Genomic DNA, 19,123 nt, shown 5'->3' on the forward strand with positions numbered 1-19,123 from the left:
ACCAGCCAAACCGAAGCCTGACCAGTCCGGGGTATAAATCATAATTGGCACTGGCTTTACAAGCACCCTGTTGAGTTCTCAAAGAACAACCACACACCGATCAGAAGCCCCACATTCCGTGGAACCCGTCTCGGGGCTTTTCGCTCTGCTTCCCCGCCGCTCTCGCGCCGGGCACTTTTACTACGTTACCTTACCGTCTTCGCCGTGTCAAACCGTGTGTCCCGGTCTGTCATGCTTCGTGCGGCTTGGTCCCGGCGCACTCACGCAGCAGCGAACCGCTGCGTCAGGTCGTCGGATTTGGCAGGCCGGCCGCTGCGGTCTCCCGCAGACTTGCCCGGTGCCCTGCCGGTCGTAAACCTTACCCGGTCGGTTCCGCTGCACCAAATCCGCCTCGCGGCCGATCCGGCGAGCCCCGCCCGGACCGTGTCCCGCAGGAGCGAACCCCTGCCTGACCCGGTTGCCAGTCCGTTCCGGTGCCTCAGGACTTTCGTCCCGTTTGCCCCGTTCCGCGCTGGCAGAGAGAAAGTTACGCGTCCGCGGGTTTGATCGTCAAATCGACGGGTAGCGTCCCGCGTCACACTCTCGCCATAACGACGTCGACGCAGGTCAGGATGCGCGGTGTCGACGGGCGGCCAACCAGGCACGGACGCCGAGGACGCCCACGGTCGTGCCGATCGCCAGCGAAGCCGCGATGAGCAGCGCGTGCACCCACAGAAAACTGGTGGGCGCGCCGTCCCCCACCGTGCCGGCCGCCCACGACCGTGGGTCCTGCCAGATGGCTACCGCGAACCTCGGCCAGATCACCCAGGTCCAGATCCCGACCCCGACCAGGAAGACAGACCACCCTCGCGACAGCACCATGGCTGCCGAGTATGCCAGCGCGGCTGCTCACCGGGCCGAACGTCGATGACCACGAGCCGGTCGCCGACCACGGTGATCTCGGAGAGGCCCATCCGGTCGTGCGCCGCCCGGGGCACGGGAGGGTCAGCCCGTTTCCGACGTCGGCGGGCGGGGCAGTGCGTAGGAGGACAGCCGAAGCCGTCCCCCGGAGGTGCCCCGTGCAACCCTCGATCTTCAATCCCTGGGCCTGGCGCGATCCGTCCGCGCTGGCCGGCGGGTACGACCAGACCACCCCCACGTCGACGCCACCGGACCGCCCCGACGGTGGGTACGACGGCCCCGACGCCCCCGGTCCCGGCACCCCGCTCGACCTGGTCGGCTACCACGTGGAGGCGACCGACGGGCGCATCGGCACGATCGACGAGGCCAGCGACGAGAGCGATGCCGGCCACCTGGTGGTGGACACCGGGCCGTGGATCCTCGGACGCAAGGTGCTGCTCCCGGCCGGCACCGTGTTCCAGGTCGATCATCAGGAACGCGTCGTGCACGTCGACTGCACCCGGCAGGAGATCAAGGACGCTCCACCCTTCGCCCGGGAGGCGGCCGACCCGGGGTACCGGGAACGTGTCGGCAGGTACTACAGCGACCGTCACCTGCCACCGCCCGGAGCGACGCCGCGGGTAATCTGAGGTCGTGGTCCGAACGGGCAGCTGCGCGTCGGAGGCGGTCGACATGGTCGACGGCCTCCCGCTCGGCGTGGTGCCCCGGTTCCCGTCCAGCTCCGGCGACGGCCGTGAGCAACTCCTCGATGTCCTCCGTGCCGGTGGTCTGCGGTTCCGCGCCGGCGCGCGATGGCGGGCGACTCGCTGAGTCGACCCCGCTGACCGAGAGGGCCTGTCGGCCCCGCTCGGCGCGCGCCCACGCGTGACCCACCTTCCGAGTACGAGAGGCACACCGTCATGTCCGTCGCACGCATGCTCACCGGCGACCGGCCCACCGGCCGCCTGCACCTTGGCCACTACGTCGGCAGCATCGCCAACCGGGTGCGGTTGCACCAGTGTTACGAGAGCTTCTTCATCATCGCCGACCTGCACATGCTGACCACCAGGAACCGTCGCGAGGACATCGACCAGGTCTCACGCAACGCCCGCGAGATGGTGACCGACATCCTCGCCGCCGGCGTCGATCCGGCGCGCGCCACGTTCTACCTCCAGTCGGCCATCCCGGAGGTCGGCGACCTCAACACGCTCCTGCAGAACCTGGTGACGGTGCCCCGGCTGGAACGGGTTCCGTCGCTCAAGGACATGGCCCGGGACGCCGGCAAGGAGGAGATGCCGTACGGGCTGTTGGGTTACCCGGTGCTCCAGGCCGCGGACATCCTGTGCGTCCGGGGCGAGGTGGTCCCGGTCGGCCGGGACAACGCCGCGCACGTCGAGGTGACCCGGGAGATCGCCCGCCGGTTCAACCACCTGTACGGCGAAGTCTTCCCGGTGCCGGAGCTGATTCCGGCGGACACGCCGAGCCTGGTGGGCACCGACGGCGCCGCCAAGATGAGCAAGAGCAGGGGCAACACGATCGCCCTCTCCGACGATCCGGCGACGGTGCGCCGGAAGGTGCTGGGCATGTACACCGACCCGAACCGGGTACGGGCGGACGTGCCGGGAACGGTGGAGGGCAACCCGGTCTTCGCGTACCACGAGGTGTTCAATCCGGATCGTGCCGAGGTGGCCGACCTGGTCCGCCGTTACCGGGCCGGGCGGGTCGGCGACGTGGAGGTCAAGGAGCGGTTGGTCGTGGCGCTGGAGACGTTTCTGGCGCCGATCCGGGAGCGCCGGGCCGAGATCGAAGCGGACCGGGGGCTGGTCGACCGGCTGATCGTCGAGGGCACCGAGCGGACCCGCCTGGAGGTACGCGAGACCCTCATCGAGGTACGCCGGGCGATGGGGCTGACCGGCGCGTACCAGCAGGTGCGACGGCGAGCCGAGCGGAGCCGGCGCCGGATCGACGCCTCGGCCTGAGCGCACCGTCGGCGATCTCCGCCGACGGCTGCCACGCCTGGCGCAGAATGCGAGGATGAGGGGGATTTTCGATGTTCGTCCGGTGCCGGTCGGTGACCAGCACCGGACGACGATGTTCGAGATCTTCTTCGACCTGGTCTTCGTCTTCGCGCTCACCCGGGTCATCACGTTCATGGCGCAACCGCCGACGGCGCTCACTCTGGCCCAGGGGCTCATCCTCCTCCTGTTGTTGATCTACTCCTGGGGCCCGTACCTCTGGTTGGGCAACCTGGTCCGCGCGGACGTCGGCCCGGCCCGCGCGGCCACCCTGCTGGCCATGGCCGCGATATTCGTGGCCGCGCTGGTGCTGCCGGACGCGTGGCGGCAGGGTCCGGGCCTCTTCGACGCGCCCCTCACACTGGCTCTGGCCTACCTGGGTGACCAGGGCGGTGCAACTCGTCGTGCTGCTCTGGGCGAGCACCGAGGACGCGCCGCTGCGCTCGACCCTGCGGTTCTTCGCCGTGCCGGTGGCGGCGGCCTGGCTCCCGCTCATCGTGGGCGCGTTGCTCGGCGGTGTCGCTCAGACCGTGCTCTGGACGGTCGCGTTTCTGGTGGACATCGGCGGTTCCCGCGTCGCCTCCGCCTACCGCCCGTGGCCGCTGCGCAGCCTGGACCATTTCACCGAACGGTTCGGCCTGGTGCTCATCATCGCGCTGGGTGAGGCGCTGATCGCCGCCGGTGCGGGGCCGAGGACGACGGCGCCGAACGGTGCCGGGCTGGTCGCGGCGCTGCTCGGTCTGGTCACCACGATCTGCCTGTGGTGGCTCTACTTCGACCGGTTGGCGCCCGCCGCCCGGCAGTCCGTGCTGCGGGTGCCGGACGAGCGGCGGTCCAGCGTCGCCGGCGACGCGTACGGGCTCGCGCACGCGCCGCTGATCATCGGTGCCATCTTCATCGCGCTCGGCATCGAGCAGGTGCTCGGCCAACTCTCCGAGGAGCCGCCGCACTCGGCGCGGTTGAGCTGGCCCGCGGCCGCCGCCCTCTACGGCGGCGCCACCCTCTACCTGCTCGCGCGGCTGGTCTTCCGCCGGCTGGCCCTGCGTACCGGGCGTCCGGGGCAGGTCGTCGCCGCGCTGTTGCCGCTGGTCCTGCTGCCGATCGCGCGGTCCCTGCCCGCGCTGGCCGAGCTGGCCCTGCTGACCCTCTTCCTGATCGCGGTCACCTGGTACGAGCGGCGCAACGACCGGCGTGACCCCCGGATCGCACCGGCGCGGCCGGTGCGCCCCTGACGCCCCGGGGAAGTTCCGGACGCCGCGTCGATATCCCGGGCCGCCGATCGTCGTCATGCTGTGTGGCGACCCGCCGCACCGAGAGGAGCCGAAACGTGAAGTACATGCTGCTGTTCATGAGCCCCGCGATCGACGGGGAGGCCGTCGGCAACGGGTGCACCTTCGAGGACTGGATCCGCTACGACCGGGAGATGAAGGACGCCGGGATCTGGGTCTCCGGGCACCCGTTGCAGGACCTGCACACCTGCACGACGGTGCAGGTCGGCGCGGACGGTGAACGCGCGATCACCGACGGGCCGTTCGCCGAGACCCGGGAGGTGCTCGGCGGGTACGACATCATCGACGTGCCGAATCTCGACGTCGCACTGGACTGGGCGGCCCGCAGCCCCGGCGCCACCGGCGGCGGGTCGGTGCAGGTGCGCCCGATCGCCGAGATCGACGTCGAGGTCTGACCGTGACGGGTGCGCAGGCGGCGGCAGAGTCCGTGGAGGCGGTGTTCCGGGAGGAACGCGGCCGGCTGCTCGCCTCGCTCGTGCACCGCTTCGGCGACCTCGACCTGGCCGAGGAGGTCGCCGCCGAGGCGATCGAGGCGGCGCTGGTGCACTGGCCGAGCGAGGGCGTCCCGAGCCGGCCCGGCGCCTGGCTGCTCACCACGGCCCGCCGGCGCGCCGTCGACCGCCTGCGCCGCGACCGGGTGCTGGCCACCCGGCTGGCCATCCTTCCGGGCGGCTGCCCACCGTGCTCCAGGCCGTCTACTCGGTCTTCACCGAGGGGTACGCCGCCAGTTCCGGCCCGCATCTCCAGCGGACCGATCTCGCCGAGGAGGCCATCCGGCTGGCCCGGATCCTGCGCCGGCTGCTGCCCGCCGAACGGGAGGTCGCCGGTCTGCTCGGGTTGCTGCTGCTGGTGCACGCTCGGCGGGCCGCCCGGACCGGGCCGGACGGCGCGATGGTCCTCCTCGACGATCAGGACCGTGGACGCTGGGACCACGCGATGATCGACGAGGGGCGTGCGCTGGTGGTGGTCGCGTTGACCGGTCCGGCGCCCGGACCGTACGGGGTGCAGGCCGCCATCGCCGCGCTGCACGACGAGGCCGTCGACGTGGCCAGCACCGACTGGCCCCAGGTGGTGGCGCTCTACGACGTGCTGCTCGGCATGGTCCCCTCACCGGTCGTGGCGCCGAACCGGGCCGCCGCCGTCGCGATGCGGGACGGGCCGGACGCCGGGCTCGCCCTGCTGGACGGGTTGGCCGACGATCCGCGTCTGCGGGGCTACCGCCTCTATCCGGCGACCAGGGCGGACCTGCTGCGCCGGCTCGGCCGCCTCGACGAGGCCGCGGCGGCGTACCGCAGCGCGTTGGCGCTGGTCGGGACCGAGCCGGAACGGGCGCACCTGCTGCGCCGGCTGGCTTCCGTCACCGGCGACTGAACGAGATCCGCTGTACCCTTCCCCGGTGAGTCTGCCTCTGCCACCCGGTGAGTTCGCGGCGTACCTGTTCGACTGCGACGGCACCATCGTCGACTCGATGCCTCTGCACTACCTGGCGTGGCAACGTGCGCTCGACGAGTGGGGCTGCGAGTTCCCGGAGGACCTGTTCTACGCCTGGGGTGGCCGGCCGACCGCCGACATCATCGTCGCCCTGAACGAGCGGCACGGCCTGGCCATGCCGGTCGCGACCGTCGTGGAGAGCCGCGAGCGCATCTACCAGGAGCTGTTGCCGCAGCTCGCCGCCGTGCCCGAGGTGCTGGCGCACATCCACGACGCGCACCGGCGGGTTCCGTTCGCCGTCGTGTCCGGCAGCACCCGGGCGTCGGTCACCGCCTCCCTCGACACGCTCGGTCTGCTGGACCGGTTCGAGGTGCTGGTCTGCGCCGAGGACTACACGCGGGCCAAGCCCGACCCGGAGGCGTTCCTGCTCGCGGCGGAGCACCTCGGCGTACCCCCGGGCTCGTGCCTGGTCTTCGAGGACACCGACCTGGGCATCCAGGCCGCGACGGCGGCCGGCATGGCATCGGTACGCGTGCCGCAACAGCGCACCGGCTGAGGTCTCAGCCGACGGTCAGCAGCAGCTTGCCGAGGTAGGAGGTGCCCAGGCGCTGGTGCGCCTCCCGCACCTTGCCCAACGGGAACTTCTCCGCGACGTGCACCACGAACGGCCCGGCCTCGATGAGTTCGTTGAGCCGCCGCAACTGCCCAGCGTTGGCAACGCCGTCGTACGCGCGGACCGTCACACCGGACCGTTCGCGCGGCTCCGGCCGCACACCGTGGGCGTAGGCGACGACCGCGCCCTCGGACAGCGTCTCGGTGAGCCGGTCCAGCGTCTTGCCGCCGGCCATCGCCAGGATGCCGTTCACCCCGCCCGGGGCCGCGTCCCGGATCGTCGCCAGCACCTCGGCGGGGTCGCCGTGGCCGTCGAGGGAGACGTCGGCGCCGAGCCGGGTCACCAGCGCCACGCCGTCCGCCCCGGAGGCCACCGCGATCACCTTCAGGCCCTGCCGCTTGGCCAGCTGCACGGCCAGGTGACCCTGCCCGCCGCTGGCACCGAAGATCAGCAGCCAGTCGCCGCCCGACAGGCTGAGGGTGTCCAGCCCGGCCAGTGCGGTCAGGGCGTCGGTGGACATCGCGCCCGCGTGTTCGGCGGGGATCCCGTCGGGCACCTTCGCGGCGTACTCGGCCTTGACGGCCGCGTACTCGGCGTAGAAGCCGCCCTTCGGCCGGGCGGTGGCGGAAACGTAGACCAGGTCACCCACCGCCAGGTTGGTCACCGTGTTGCCGGCCGCGATGACGGTTCCCGCACCGTCGGAGCCGGGCACGATCGGGAGGGCCGAGCCCTCCGGCACCAGTACGCCCTCGCGCTCGTACACGTCCCACACCCCGACGCCGGCGCTCAGGACCCTGATCAGAACCTCGTCGGCGCCGATCTCCGGCACCGGCAGCTTCCGAAGGGTGATCACCTCCGGCCCGCCGTACTCGTCGAAGGCGGCAGCCTGCATCCGCTCTGGCACGTCCGCGTCAACCATGTGAGCTTCCTTCCCGGGCCGGCGTCACCGTCGCAGCATGCCGGCTCGGGGGCCGGCCCGGCCGGGCGCTGAGTGCCGTTCACCCACAAGGGCGACCGGCCGCCGCGGTCGCCCTGGCCCGCCGGGCGGTCGCGGTGGGCGCTGCGGTGGCCGGTCAGGACGTCCGCGGCTCCCGTCCGCCGAGGGCCTGCGCCACGGCGTCTCGCACCCGGGCGTCCTCGCGTGCCTTGCGCTGCGCCCGGCTGCGGCGGCGGTACAGGTACGCCCCGACGACCACGGCGATCAGCACGACGAGCACCAGCAGGAACGTCCAGGGCAGCGCCCAGCCGTGGGCCGTGGCCTGCACCGGCTTGAGCGAGGTGGTGGACCCCGACACGTCGGTGAGCAGGGGAGTGAGGGTGACGGTCGCGGCCAGTGAGACGGCGGGAGCCACGCCGTGTACCGGCACCGTCACGTCCCAGCTCTCACCCGGGAGCAGCTCCGGAGGTGCCGCGATGTCGCCGGCCCGGACCCGCAGCACACCGAACGGACCCGAGACCGACACCGTCTGCTTGCCGGACAGGGCGGCGTTGCCGACGTTGTGGATCTTGTAGGTGACGGTGGCGTCGCCCTTGCCGAACGGGTTCGACGACCCGTCGTACGTCACGTGCAGGTCCTCTATGGCGAGGTTCGGCTTCAGCTCGCCGCCGACCCGCAACGTGATCCGGATACCGAGGCGGCGGTCCACGTTGATGCCCTCGGCCTGGTCGGCCTGCGTCAGCGCGGTGAGGATGCCGCCGACGTAGTCCCCGGGCGTGGCGTTGTCGGGAAGGCTGATCCTGAAGGGGACCTGTGCGGTCTTGCCGGGCTGGATCACGACGCTGCCGGCGCTCGCCTTCACCCAGGCGCCGATCGCCACCGACTTCTTGTCCTTGGTGAGCAGGTCGAGCTGGCCGGCATCGGTGGTGAAGCCGTCGGCGGCGTAGACGGCCAGGTTCAGTGGTGCCGGGCCGCGGTTGGCCACGACCATGGCGTCCTCGACGACACCACCGGGATTGACGTTGTAGCTGAAACTGGACCGGGCCTCGCCGTAGCTGTTGGAGGCCGTCCGGACCGTCCAGGCGACGTTGCCGTCCGCCGCCACGGCGGGGCCGGCGCCGACACCGGCGGCCGCGACGACGGCGAGCAGGGACAGCGCGGTCGTACGAAGGAGTGTCTTCCAGCGGGTCACGGACGGTTGCATGTCGGATCCTTGAGGTGATCTTGAGAGTTGGCGAACCGGTGGCGGGGTAGGCCCCCGAAGGTGCCTACCCCGCCCGGTGGAACCCCTCAGGTCAGCTGCTCAGCGCAGTGATCGTGAGGGTGGTGCGGTAGCTGCCCTTCGCGATGCTGTCCGGGATCTTCAGGTCCAGGTCGGCACCGAGCTTGGCGCCGCCCCGGGGGTGACCCTGCACAGCCGCACCGAGGCCACTGGAGACCGAGAGGCCCTTGCCCTGGTCGTCGAAGGACGACAGGACCGGAGCACCGGCCTCGGCGCCCGCGCCGCCGTCGAGCACGTACGGGGTCCAGCCCAGGTAGGAGCCGGAGAACGTCTTGTCGGCGTCGGAGAAGTCGCCGACGCTGGCCGAGATCGACCACGGGGCGAGCGAGCGGCGGCTGTCCGACACGAGGATCGGGTTGATCTTGCCGTTCGCCTGGAAGTAGGTGCCGTTGCGCTCCTGCGCGGTACCCAGGTCGACGAGGCCGTTGTAGCCGTCGATCGTCCAGCCGAACTCGCCCGGGGCCGGGTTCGGCACGTTGACCTGGATGGCCTGGCCGTCACCGTGGTACGGGTGCACCGTCACCTTGTCGGTGATCGAGCCGACCGGCTGACCGTCCGGCGTGTTGACGCAGGAGAGGCCCTTCTCGACGGCCGCGTTCGGCGCCGCGCAGGTGCCGCTGCGCACGTTGGCCAGGACCAGCTTGTCGCCGCGCACCTGCACCTTGACGTAGCTGCGGACGTGCTCCTGGTTCTGCGACGAGTTGTACCAGTACTTGCCCGGGTCCAGCGGGTCCGGACCGTTGCCACGGATGCCGGTGCCGGTGTCGTCCGGCTTCTTGATGTCGTAGTACTTCGAGCCAGAGGCCGAGTTCGCCGTCACGTAGATGACGCCGCCCGGGCCGGGGTACACCTCGGGCGCACCCGGCTGCTCGGCCGGGTTCTCCTTCTGGCCGTTCTTGATGGAGTAGCTGCGGGAGTAGCTGTGGTCGTGGCCCTGCAGCACCATGTCGACGCCGAGGTTGGAGAACGCCGTGGTGAAGTCCTCCCGCCGCTGCTTGTTGTCGTTGTCCGTCGCGTGGCTGGCCGGCGAGTAGATGGAGTGGTGGTAGACCAGCACCTTCCACTTGGCCTCGGAGCCGTGCTTGTTGATGACGTCGGTGACGTACGCGACGTGCGCCGCGTCGCCGCCGGCGGAACCGTCCGCCGGGTTGACATAGCTGTTGCTGTTCAGGTCGATGAACAGCACATCCTTGTGGATGAACCAGTAGTCACCACCGGACCGAGTCGCCTGGTCCCCGCTGTAGTACTGCGAGGAGCGGTCGGTGTTCGGGGTGAAGTGGTGCTGCTCGTAGGACTTGCCACCGACGTCGTGGTTACCGATGGTGGCCACGAGCGGGTACTGGCGCAGCTGCTCGGGAGCCAGGAACGACGTCCACTGGCCCTCGTCGTTGGCGCTCTCGACGTGGTCGCCGGCGGACACCAGCAGCTCGGCGTTCGGGTTGGCCCCGGTGGCGACCTTCAGGGTCTCCTCCCAGCCGGCCTGGTCCTTCAGCCGGTCACCGGAGGAGCCGATCTGCGGGTCACCGAAGAACAGGAAGTCGTAGTCACCCTCGAAGTCCTGCGTCTTGAAGGCGTAGGTCGGGGACCAGTTGCCGTCGGCACCGACCCGGTAGGAGTACGCCGTGTTCTCGCGCAGGTTGCTGATCGTGGCGTGGCGGTTGAAGCCGGTGGTGGAGGTGTTCGCCGCACCAACGGCGTCGAAGCTGACGGCGCCGACCGGGAACTCGCCGTTGACGATCTCGGCGGTCGGGGCGAGCTGGATCTTCTGCGCGGTGTCGGCCGAGGAGTACCAGCTCACGATGCGCTGGGTCTCGTTGGCGCCGACGCCGAGGACGATGCCGGACACCGTGGTCGGGTCGGCAGCACTGGCGGCGGTCAGCAGACCGCTACCGAGGGCCGCGCCCATTCCCAGGAATCCGGCTACGACCCCGGCGAGAACGCGCCGCCGCACGAGCCGGGAGGCCCGTGTCGAGGTGCTCAATGTCATCGACATTGTTCTCTTTTCAAATAGAGAAATGGATTGTGCCTTCTCCCGACGCTGGGGAAGCAAAATCCAAGCTTTCGCCGGCCGATGAACCCGTCATGAACGCGATCTTGCGAACGGCTGCACTTCGCGAAGTAGTTAGCCGTACTCAGGATCCGGCGAGGCGCTGAACAAACCAGATCAGGCCCATGATGGACACGACGCCAGAAACAGCACCGGTCGCCCACAGGCCGGCTTTTGGCGCGCGACGACGCAGCACGATCAGGAGTGGGAAGACGATGGCGATAATCGTCAACTGGACGACCTCGATGCCGACGTTGAACACCAGCAGCGACCAGAGCAGGGTCCACGACCACGCCTCGTCGATGCCCAGCGCGCCCGCGAAACCCAGGCCGTGCACGAGGCCGAAGCAGAACACCACTCCGAGACGGATCCAACCCGAGCGGTCCAGGCTGAAGTGACCGTGCCCGGCCGTCTCCAGGTCGGTCGCGTGGTCACCGCGCCGCCAGCTGCCCCACAGGCGCCACCCCGCGACCACGGCGATCGACAGTGCGATGACCGGCTCCACGACCACCGCCGGCACCTCGACCAGGCCGAGCGCGGCGAGCATGAACGTCACCGAGTGCGCCAGGGTGAAGCTGGTCGCCGCGAGCACGATCTCCCGGAGCCGCCGCGACCCCGCGATGAGCGCCAGCAGGAACAGGATGTGGTCGATACCAGACAACAGATGCTCGGCACCCAGCAGGAAGAACTCGCCGAACCGCTCGTACCACGCCTGGCCGGTCGAGAACGAGGGATTCGCCGCGTCAAGCGCCGCGCTGCCCGATCGGCCGTCGATCTCGTAGGTCACGATCGTCTTGGTGCCCTTGACGTAGGCCTCGTCGTCCGGGAAGAGACCACTGCGCACCTCGTGCTCGTCGACCCGCTCGGGGCAGGTCCAGTCGAGCAGCAGGTTCGCGTACGGCACGCCCTCGCGCTCGCCGACCGTCGCGTCGCCCACCTGCGTCGACTGGCAGGCGCCACCCCGGGAGGTCACCGAGAAGCGGTCGGAGACATACCCTAGGACAGTCGACGCGTGGCCCTTCAGCGCGGCGGCCTGCGCGGCGGGGTCGCCCGCCTCGAAAGCCGCCGTTCCCGTCCGGAAGAGCGGGTCGTCGTCACCGGCATCGGCGGCGGAGACGATCAGAAGGTCGTATTCAAGCTCCAGTGCCGTGCGTATGTGACCCTCGTCTCCGGCGGCGATTTTCGCGTACACGGTCGATGAGAAACCGTGCGCGTACGCCGGGCCGACACCCAGAAACGGGATTACCGCCGCAGCGATCCCGACAATGATGACGACAACGGTACGGCGTACGTGCGCGAACATCCGGCCCCCTCGGTTGGCCAGTGCACGCTGCACGCCGAGGGTGAACACCAGCCCGCCCGTCGACGAACCGCCGGAGAACAAATTGCCGGAGCGACCGCCCGCGCATTGCCGGTGACCGGAACTGGGATAGGAATGCGAGCAGCACACCCGTTCGCCGTTCGAAAGGACGATCACCTTGCGTCCCCCGCTCCGGGCCGTCGCCCTGCTGGCCGCGACCGCCGCGCTCGTCGCCGCCTGCAACTCCGGCGACGACTGGTCACAACCGCATCCCGCGCCCAGCGCCGTCGGCACTTTCGGCCCAGGATTCGTCGACCCCTCCGCCAGGCCCGCCCCGGAGGCGACCATCACGCCGCAGCCCGGCTCGTGGCTCGGCGTCCATCCGTCCGAGGACTACCGGGTCGTACTGCTCACCGCCGGTGACGACGCCCCGACCAAGGCGCTCGTGGCGGCCGTCAAGGACTGGGCCGGTGACGAACACGTCCACCTCAGGACGATCGTCGTCGGCAACGCGCACGACGCCGTACCCAGCATCGCCAAGGCGATGGAGATGGGCCCGGATCTCATCGTCAGCGCGGGCAACGACCTCATCGACCCGCTCGCGCTGGTCACCCCGAACCACCTGGACGAGCAGTTCCTGGTGGTGGGTGCCGAGCTGGCCGAACCCACCCACAACGTCACGGCGGTCGACTGGGACGGCGCGTCGTTTCGTGGCGAAGGGCTCGGGATGTCCTCGACGTACGACCCGGCCTCGTTCACGGCCGAGCGGTGCGGGGCCGCCATCCGGGCGGGCGTGGCGGCGGTCCTCACCGACCTGACCGGGATCGTCATCTGGCTCTGACGAGACCCGGTGCGGAGGCTGGCGGCCTGCGCACCGGACCCTCGGGTCACCCGACCGCGGGTGGGTGCCGAGGCAGGATCGGGTCACCGCCCGTCGAGACGACGTGCGATCCTCTGTCGGCCGAATCCGGCGATCTTCCATAGTGGAGGCACAGGTTGCGTACCGCTTCGCGCACTCACCGTCGCGTCGTCGCGCTGGGCGTCGCCGTGGCGCTCGCCTGCGGCTCGGCCGTGGGGCTCACGGCCGCCACGGCCTCCGCGGCAGCGGTCGCCCCGACCGACCTCAGGACCGCCGGCCAGCCGTGTGCGGCCGCCGCCCCCGGGCCGTACCTGAGCCCGGAACGCCTCAACATGGCCGGAGCCGTCGCACTACAGGGCACCTACAGCCGTACGACCCAGAGCGGATCGCAGGCGGACTTCCAGGTGTGGGACGTCGCCGACCCGGGGCGTCCGCAGCAGTGGCTCGTCGAGATGGGCGAGGAGAACAACACGCCCTATGTTCAACTCGACGACGACTCGCGGCAGCTCGACGGCGTCACGTACGCCTGGCGGGTGCGTGTCCTCGACGGCGCGGAAGCCTCACCCTGGAGCGACACCTGCCATTTCACGGTCGACCGCAGCGGAGGCCCGGCACCGTCGGTCACCTCCGCCGAATACCCCGCCTCGAACCTGAGCAGCGCCACCGGCGCGATCGGTGTCCCCGGTACGTTCACCCTGACCTCGGCCTCCGCCGACACCGTCAGCTACCTCTACCAGTTCTACTCGGCGGAGCTGCCCGGCGAGTACACCGAGTCCAGCGTGGCGGCCGCGGGGCTGGGTGGACCGGCGACCGTTGGATTCACGCCACAGTCGAGCTGGCACCACGCACTCATCGTCTACGCCATCGACCGCGCCGGAAACAGGTCTGAGCGGACAGCTCACGTGTTCTACGTCAAGGAGACCCGCCCCTCGGTCTTCTCGACCGCGTATCCGGGGCTGTCGCCGAACCCGGACTACAACGTGGGCGTGCCCGGCGCGTTCGAGTTGACCGCCACGGTCGCCGACACCGCGTACTTCGCGTGGCGGATCGACGGGGACGGGCCCTCGGGCACCGTGCCGGCGAACGCCAGCGGTAAGGCGACGGCCATGATCGCCCCGACCCGTGGTGGCCCGCAGACCCTGTACGCCCACAGCGTCACCCGCGACGGCACGGCACACGCGCCCCGCGCCTACCGGTTCACCGTCGACAACGCCCCCGTTCTCACCGGCGACACGCGTGGCGAGGTGACGATCGGCTCCTCGCTCACCCTGCACCTCGCACCGCGCGCACCGCAGGTCGAGGCGTACCTGTACTGGCCGGAGTACTCCAGCATCGAGGAACGACCCGTCGTGAAGACCACCGTTCCGGCTCGCCCCGACGGCACCGCCGACCTCGTCTGGACCGCCACCGAGACCGGCATCGACGGCCTGCGGATCCAGAGCCGGAGCGCGGACGGCACCCTGTCCACGCCACGATGGCTGAACCTGTCGATCGACGGGGCGAGGCCGGAGGTGACCCGCAGCGGCAGCACCGCGGCCGGCACCTCGTCCACCTTCACCGCCCGCAGCACGATGGCGGACATCGTCGAGTACGTGGCGACGCTGAACGGCGACGAGAGCACCCGGCAGATCCTCAGGCCGGCCACCAACGGCAAGGTCACCTTCAGCTTCACCACGATGGAGATCGGCCACAACTACGTCATCGTCGTCGCTCGTAACGCCGCCGGAGTGCAGACCGAGAGGGGAAGCGAGGTCTGGACGACAACGGACGAGCCGCAGGTCACCTCGACCGACTTCCCGACGACCGGCGGCGGCCATCTCGCCACCGGCACGTTCACCTTCAGCTCCTACCTGCCCGACACGGTCGGCTACGAGTATTCGATGAACAGCCAGCCGTACGTCAGGATGCCCGCCGGGCCCGACGGCACCGCGACGCTGACCTGGACGCCACCGGCGGACGGCGCCTACCGGCTGAACGTTCGCCGCCTCAAAGCCGTGGGATTCCCCTCGGCGATCATGTCCTACCGCTTCGCGATCAGCATCGAGGCCACCACGGTCACCTCGGCTGCTCCGGCCACGGTGCCGGCGGGTGACCTCCGGACGATCACCGTCCGCGGCACCTGGCTGCATCCGCAGGACAAGATCCAGGTGACTCCGGTCGGCAGTCTGCCGATCACCGCATGGGTGATGACGGTCTCGGCGGACCGGACAACGCTGACCGCCCAGGTGGACCTCAGCCTGGCGCCGGTCGGTCCGGCCAGCCTCACCCTGCACCCGTACGGGCTGCTCCAGCCGGTGGTCCTGGCCAACGCGTTCACGATCGGCCCGCCCCCGCAGCTGCAATCGGTCAAGCCGCCCACGATCAGCGGCGCGGTGACGGTGGGATCCACCGTCACCGCGGACTCGGGCGAGTGGGTGCCCGCCGCGGAGTACCACTCGTACCAGTGGTTCGCGAACGGTGTGGAGATCAGGGGCGCGATCAACCCGACGTACCGGATCCCGCTGGCGCTGCTCGGGCAGCGGCTCACCGTCGAGGTGCGCGCCGCCCGAGACCGCTACACCACGACCGCCGCCACCTCGGCTGCCGTCGTGGTCGCCAGCGGCGAGCGGCCACCCCGCCGGCCCATCGTGCCCCCCGGTACGCCGTGGCCGGACCCGCGCCGAACGGCCGTGCTCCCGACGATCTCTGGTTGACCGCCCGCCGCCCGCGCGACGGGTCCATCTGAGTCGCACCTGCGTGGGATCCTCTTGTCGCGGGTGGCCCCTGACACCCGTTTCATCATGGGGAGACCAACGTGCGTACATCTTCGCGTGCTCGTCGCCGGATAACGGCGGTGATCGCGGCATCGGCGCTCGGCCTGACGGCGGCGGTGGGCCTCGCGGCCACTCCGGCCGCCGCAGCGCTGTCGGCGCCGACCGACCTCAAGACCGCCGACCAGCCCTGCACCACCACCGCACCGGGGCCGTACCTGAGCCCGGACAGACTCAACGACGCCCGCGCCGTCGTGCTGAAGGGCACCCTCACCGGCGCAGACGAGGGTGCCGAGTTGCAGGCCGACTTCCAGGTCTGGGACATCACCACCCCCGAGCAACCGCAGCAGTGGCTCACCGGCGTGGGCGAGCGCAACGACGAGGTCTACATCCAGCTCGAGGACGACTCGCGGCAGCTCGACGGCGTCACGTACGCCTGGCGGGTCCGCGTCCTCGACGGCGCGACGGCGACGCCGTGGAGCGGGACGTGCTACTACACGGTCGACCGCACCGGCGGCCCGGCACCGACCGTCGCCTCCGCCGTGTACCCGTCCGGCGACTGGGGCAGTGCCAACGGCGCGATCGGCGTTCCCGGCACGTTCACCTTCACCTCGGCCAGCGCCGACACCGTCCGCTACCGCTACGAGTTCTACGAGAGCGACCAGAGCGAGCAGATTCCTCCGGCCACGGTGGACGCCGACCGGCTCGGCGGTCCGGCGACGGTCGAGTGGACGCCACGGGCGGCGGGCTACCACTCCGTAGCGGTCTATGCGATCGACCGGGCCGGCAACTACTCCGAGCAGACCCACTACGTGTTCTACGTCCGGGAGACCCGCCCGTCGATCTTCTCCTCCGCGTACCCGGAGGGAACGCCGAACCTGGACTACAACATCGGGGTGGCCGGCGCGTTCGAGCTGCGCTCCAACGTCGTCGACACGGCGTCGTTCGCGTGGCGGATCGACGGGGGCGGCCCGTCGGGGACGGTGCCGGCGGCGGCCGACGGAACGGCGACGACGATGATCGCTCCGACCCGCGCCGGCCGGCAGACCCTCTACGTCCACAGCGTCACCCGTGACGGCACGGCGCACGCCGACCGCGCGTACGAGTTCACCGTCGACAACGGCCCGAGGCTCACCGGCGACGTCGACCGGAGCGTCACGATCGGCTCGTCGCTCAGCTTCCACCTCGCGCCCCGGTCGCCGCAGGTGCGGGCCTACGTCTACTGGGCCGAACACTCCGGGCTGTTCCCACCGCCGATCGAGAAGATCACGATCCCGGCCCGGGCGGACGGCACCGCCGATCTCACCTGGATCGCCAAGCAGACCAGCGTCATCGGCCTGCGAATCCAGAGTCGCAGCGCCGACGGCACCCTGTCCGAGCCGCGCTGGACCTCCATCTCGGTCAACGGGGCGGCACCGACGGTGACCCGCACCGGCGGCACCGACGTGGGCACGCCGGCCACCTTCACGGCCCGCACCCAGATGGCGAACGTCACCGAGTACGTGGCGACGCTCAACCGCGACGAGGCCACCAAGCAGGTCGTCAAGCCGGCCGCCGACGGCAGCGCCACCTTCACCTACACGCCGACCAAGGGTGGCTACACCTACGTCACCGTCGTCGCCCGTAACGCCAGCGGCGTGCAGACCGACGAGGGCGGCACGTCCTGGTCCGTACTGGACGGGCCCCGGGTCACCTCGACCGACTTCCCCACCACCGGCAGCGGCCGGCTGGCCCCGGGCACCTTCAGCTTCACGCCCCGGCTGCCGGGCACGACCGCCTACGAGTATTCGATCAACTTCGGGTCGTACACCACGCTCGCCGCGAAGGCCGACGGCACCGCGACGTTGGCCTGGACACCGCAGGAGGCTGGCCGGCACTACCTGACCGTTCGCAGCGTGACGGCCAGCGGCACCCGCTCCTCGGGTACGCAGTACATCTTCCTGGTCGAGGTCGGCTCCGCGACGGTCACCTCGGTGGCGCCGGCGGTCGTACCTCCGGGCGCCGTCCGGGCGGTCACCATCAGCGGCACCGGGTTGCACCCGAAGGACCGGGTCCAGGTGACTCCCGCCTCGGGGGAGCCGCTGACCGCGACGGTGAAGACGGTCTCGGCGGACGGCACGTCGATGACGGTGGACGTGAACCTCGGGTCCGCGCCGGCCGGCAAGGCCAGCCTGACGGTGTATCCGTACGGCGCCGGCGAGCCGGTCGTCCTGGCGAACGCCTTCACGATCAACCCACCCCTGGCGATCCGCATGATCAATCCGCCGACGATCACCGGCGCCGCGGTGGTCGGAGGGACCGTCACCGCCCAGCCGGGCGAGTGGACGCCCGCAACGACGACCTACCGGTACCAGTGGTCGGCCGACGGCGTCCCGGTCACCGGCGCGACCAGCGCGACGTTCAAGATTCCTCAGACGCTGCTCTGGAAGCGGCTCACCGTGACGGTGACGGCCAGCCGGGACGGCTACACCGAGGCCGTCGCCACCTCGGCTGCCACGGCGGCGGTCGCCCCGGGCAGCGCTGAGCGGCCTCCGCGCCGGCCGATCGTGCCCCCGAGCACGCCGTGGCCGGACCCGCGCCGCCCAACCGCATGACCAACCGGTGACGACCGGAGCCGGCCGCGCATCCCGACGGGATGCGCGGCCGGTTCAGCGAGGGGCTGGCCCACGGTCCTCGACGTCACCCCCCGCCGGCCCGGCTTCGTGTCGTTGCGGGTGACGGCGACGGACACCGCCGGCAACGCGGTCACGCAGACGATCCTGCGGGCGTACCGGATCGCCTGATCGATCCCCGGTGAACCGGGGCCAGGGCCGTGATCCACGACGGGTCACGGCCCCGGCCGTTTGTGGCGCTTGTTATCGATCACACGGCGTCCCGGAACGTCCGGAACCGGAGAGCAGCATATAGACAACCTTGATGGCGTGGGAGCGCTCCCGTAACATACCTGACGCGGCTGTTAACGCTCACCTAACAATGATTGCCGCGAATGTGGAGGCCGCCGTCCCGTCAGGAGGGTGCTCGATGACCATATTCAGAGCGAGAAATGTCGGCCTGGTGTCGGCCGGCGTCGCGTTGCTGGCGTCGGCGACGGCCGTCGTGGCGATGCCCGCCGGTGCCGCAGCCGCAGGCTGTTCGGTGGACTACGCCGTGTCGTCACAGTGGCAGGGTGGGTTCGGCGCCAACGTGACGATCACCAACCTGGGCGATCCGCTGACCAGCTGGACGTTGACGTGGTCGTACGGCGCGGGGCAGACGGTCACCCAGGCGTGGAACACGTCGCTGACGCAGAGCGGTTCGGCGGTGACCGCGAGGAACGTGAGTTACAACAATTCCGTCCCCACCAACGGCACGGTGTCGTTCGGGTTCAACGGGTCGTGGACGAGCAGCAACCCGGCGCCGACGAGTTTCGCGCTGAACGGGGTGACCTGTAACGGTGGCACGACGCCGACCACCCCGCCACCGACGACCCCGCCACCGACCACACCGCCGCCCACGACGTGTGACCTGCCGTCGACGTACCGCTGGTCCTCGACCGGTGTGCTGGCCAACCCGAAGTCCGGCTGGGTGTCACTCAAGGACTTCACCGTCGCGCCGTACAACGGCCGACAACTCGTCTACGCCACCACCCACGACACCGGCACCCGATGGGGATCGATGAACTTCAGCCTGTTCACGAACTGGTCCGAGATGGCCTCCGCCAGCCAGAACACCATGAACTCCG

Annotated in this window: 15 protein-coding genes and 2 pseudogenes; 12 read left to right on the forward strand and 5 right to left on the reverse strand. The window is 70.4% G+C overall.

Annotation, left to right across the window (positions count from 1 at the left end):
- Positions 1-606: 606 nt before the first annotated feature.
- On the reverse strand, positions 607-861 hold the full coding sequence (locus F8271_RS20720; protein ID WP_151491493.1) for an SCO4848 family membrane protein: 255 nt from the start codon (positions 859-861) through the stop codon (positions 607-609).
- Positions 862-1,058: 197 nt separating this feature from the next.
- Here F8271_RS20720 and F8271_RS20725 point away from each other — a divergent pair, with 197 nt between their 5' ends.
- The 8 genes and pseudogenes from F8271_RS20725 to F8271_RS20750 all read left to right on the forward strand — a co-directional run bounded on the left by F8271_RS20725 (position 1,059) and on the right by F8271_RS20750 (position 6,170).
- A complete protein-coding gene (locus F8271_RS20725) occupies positions 1,059-1,529 on the forward strand; it encodes a PRC-barrel domain-containing protein (RefSeq protein ID WP_151491494.1) in 471 nt (156 codons plus the stop codon).
- A 4-nt stretch (positions 1,530-1,533) separates the two neighbouring features.
- Entirely contained in the window at positions 1,534-1,710 is a 177-nt protein-coding gene (locus F8271_RS32495; protein WP_192580381.1) for a hypothetical protein, read from the forward strand.
- An 89-nt stretch (positions 1,711-1,799) separates the two neighbouring features.
- On the forward strand, positions 1,800-2,858 hold the full coding sequence (gene trpS, locus F8271_RS20730; RefSeq protein ID WP_151491495.1) for a tryptophan--tRNA ligase: 1,059 nt from the start codon (positions 1,800-1,802) through the stop codon (positions 2,856-2,858).
- Positions 2,859-2,970: 112 nt separating this feature from the next.
- A pseudogene (locus F8271_RS34225) lies at positions 2,971-3,255 on the forward strand (low temperature requirement protein A); the annotation flags it as partial.
- Positions 3,256-3,274: 19 nt separating this feature from the next.
- Positions 3,275-4,126 (forward strand): low temperature requirement protein A, encoded by an 852-nt coding sequence (locus tag F8271_RS33295; RefSeq protein ID WP_255473719.1) that lies wholly within the window; start codon positions 3,275-3,277, stop codon positions 4,124-4,126.
- Between the two features lie 104 nt (positions 4,127-4,230).
- Positions 4,231-4,578, forward strand: a complete 348-nt coding sequence (locus F8271_RS20740; protein ID WP_225854659.1) for a YciI family protein — start codon at positions 4,231-4,233, stop codon at positions 4,576-4,578.
- Positions 4,579-4,580: 2 nt separating this feature from the next.
- Positions 4,581-5,554 (forward strand): annotated as a pseudogene (locus tag F8271_RS20745) (RNA polymerase sigma factor).
- A 25-nt stretch (positions 5,555-5,579) separates the two neighbouring features.
- Positions 5,580-6,170 carry an HAD family phosphatase gene (locus F8271_RS20750; RefSeq protein ID WP_151491498.1) on the forward strand — a complete coding sequence of 197 codons (591 nt, stop codon included), beginning with the start codon at positions 5,580-5,582 and terminating at the stop codon, positions 6,168-6,170.
- A 4-nt stretch (positions 6,171-6,174) separates the two neighbouring features.
- Here F8271_RS20750 and F8271_RS20755 read toward each other — a convergent pair whose 3' ends face one another.
- The 4 genes from F8271_RS20755 to F8271_RS20770 form a co-directional block, all read right to left on the reverse strand.
- A complete protein-coding gene (locus tag F8271_RS20755) occupies positions 6,175-7,146 on the reverse strand; it encodes an NADP-dependent oxidoreductase (protein WP_225854657.1) in 972 nt (323 codons plus the stop codon).
- A gap of 154 nt (positions 7,147-7,300) precedes the next feature.
- Positions 7,301-8,368, reverse strand: a complete 1,068-nt coding sequence (locus F8271_RS20760; protein WP_151491499.1) for a WxL protein peptidoglycan domain-containing protein — start codon at positions 8,366-8,368, stop codon at positions 7,301-7,303.
- Between the two features lie 91 nt (positions 8,369-8,459).
- Positions 8,460-10,433, reverse strand: coding sequence for a metallophosphoesterase family protein (locus F8271_RS20765; RefSeq protein ID WP_151491500.1), 1,974 nt, complete (start codon positions 10,431-10,433; stop codon positions 8,460-8,462).
- A 145-nt stretch (positions 10,434-10,578) separates the two neighbouring features.
- Complete coding sequence (locus tag F8271_RS20770; RefSeq protein WP_225854658.1) at positions 10,579-12,036, reverse strand: HupE/UreJ family protein; 1,458 nt, start codon at positions 12,034-12,036, stop codon at positions 10,579-10,581.
- Between F8271_RS20770 and F8271_RS20775 the strand changes: the two genes are divergently transcribed.
- From F8271_RS20775 to F8271_RS20790, 4 genes are all read left to right on the forward strand, one after another.
- Positions 11,972-12,634 carry a hypothetical protein gene (locus tag F8271_RS20775; RefSeq protein ID WP_151491501.1) on the forward strand — a complete coding sequence of 221 codons (663 nt, stop codon included), beginning with the start codon at positions 11,972-11,974 and terminating at the stop codon, positions 12,632-12,634. The two genes, F8271_RS20770 and F8271_RS20775, sit on opposite strands and share 65 nt — an antisense overlap.
- 155 nt (positions 12,635-12,789) lie before the next feature.
- Entirely contained in the window at positions 12,790-15,345 is a 2,556-nt protein-coding gene (locus F8271_RS20780) for a hypothetical protein (protein WP_151491502.1), read from the forward strand.
- A gap of 140 nt (positions 15,346-15,485) precedes the next feature.
- Entirely contained in the window at positions 15,486-17,996 is a 2,511-nt protein-coding gene (locus F8271_RS20785; RefSeq protein ID WP_151491503.1) for a hypothetical protein, read from the forward strand.
- 427 nt (positions 17,997-18,423) lie between these two features.
- Positions 18,424-19,123: non-reducing end alpha-L-arabinofuranosidase family hydrolase (locus tag F8271_RS20790; protein ID WP_192580380.1), on the forward strand; the 700-nt coding region annotated here is incomplete at its 3' end.

The sequence above is a fragment of the Micromonospora sp. ALFpr18c genome, from assembly GCF_008868155.1.
Taxonomy (GTDB): domain Bacteria; phylum Actinomycetota; class Actinomycetes; order Mycobacteriales; family Micromonosporaceae; genus Micromonospora.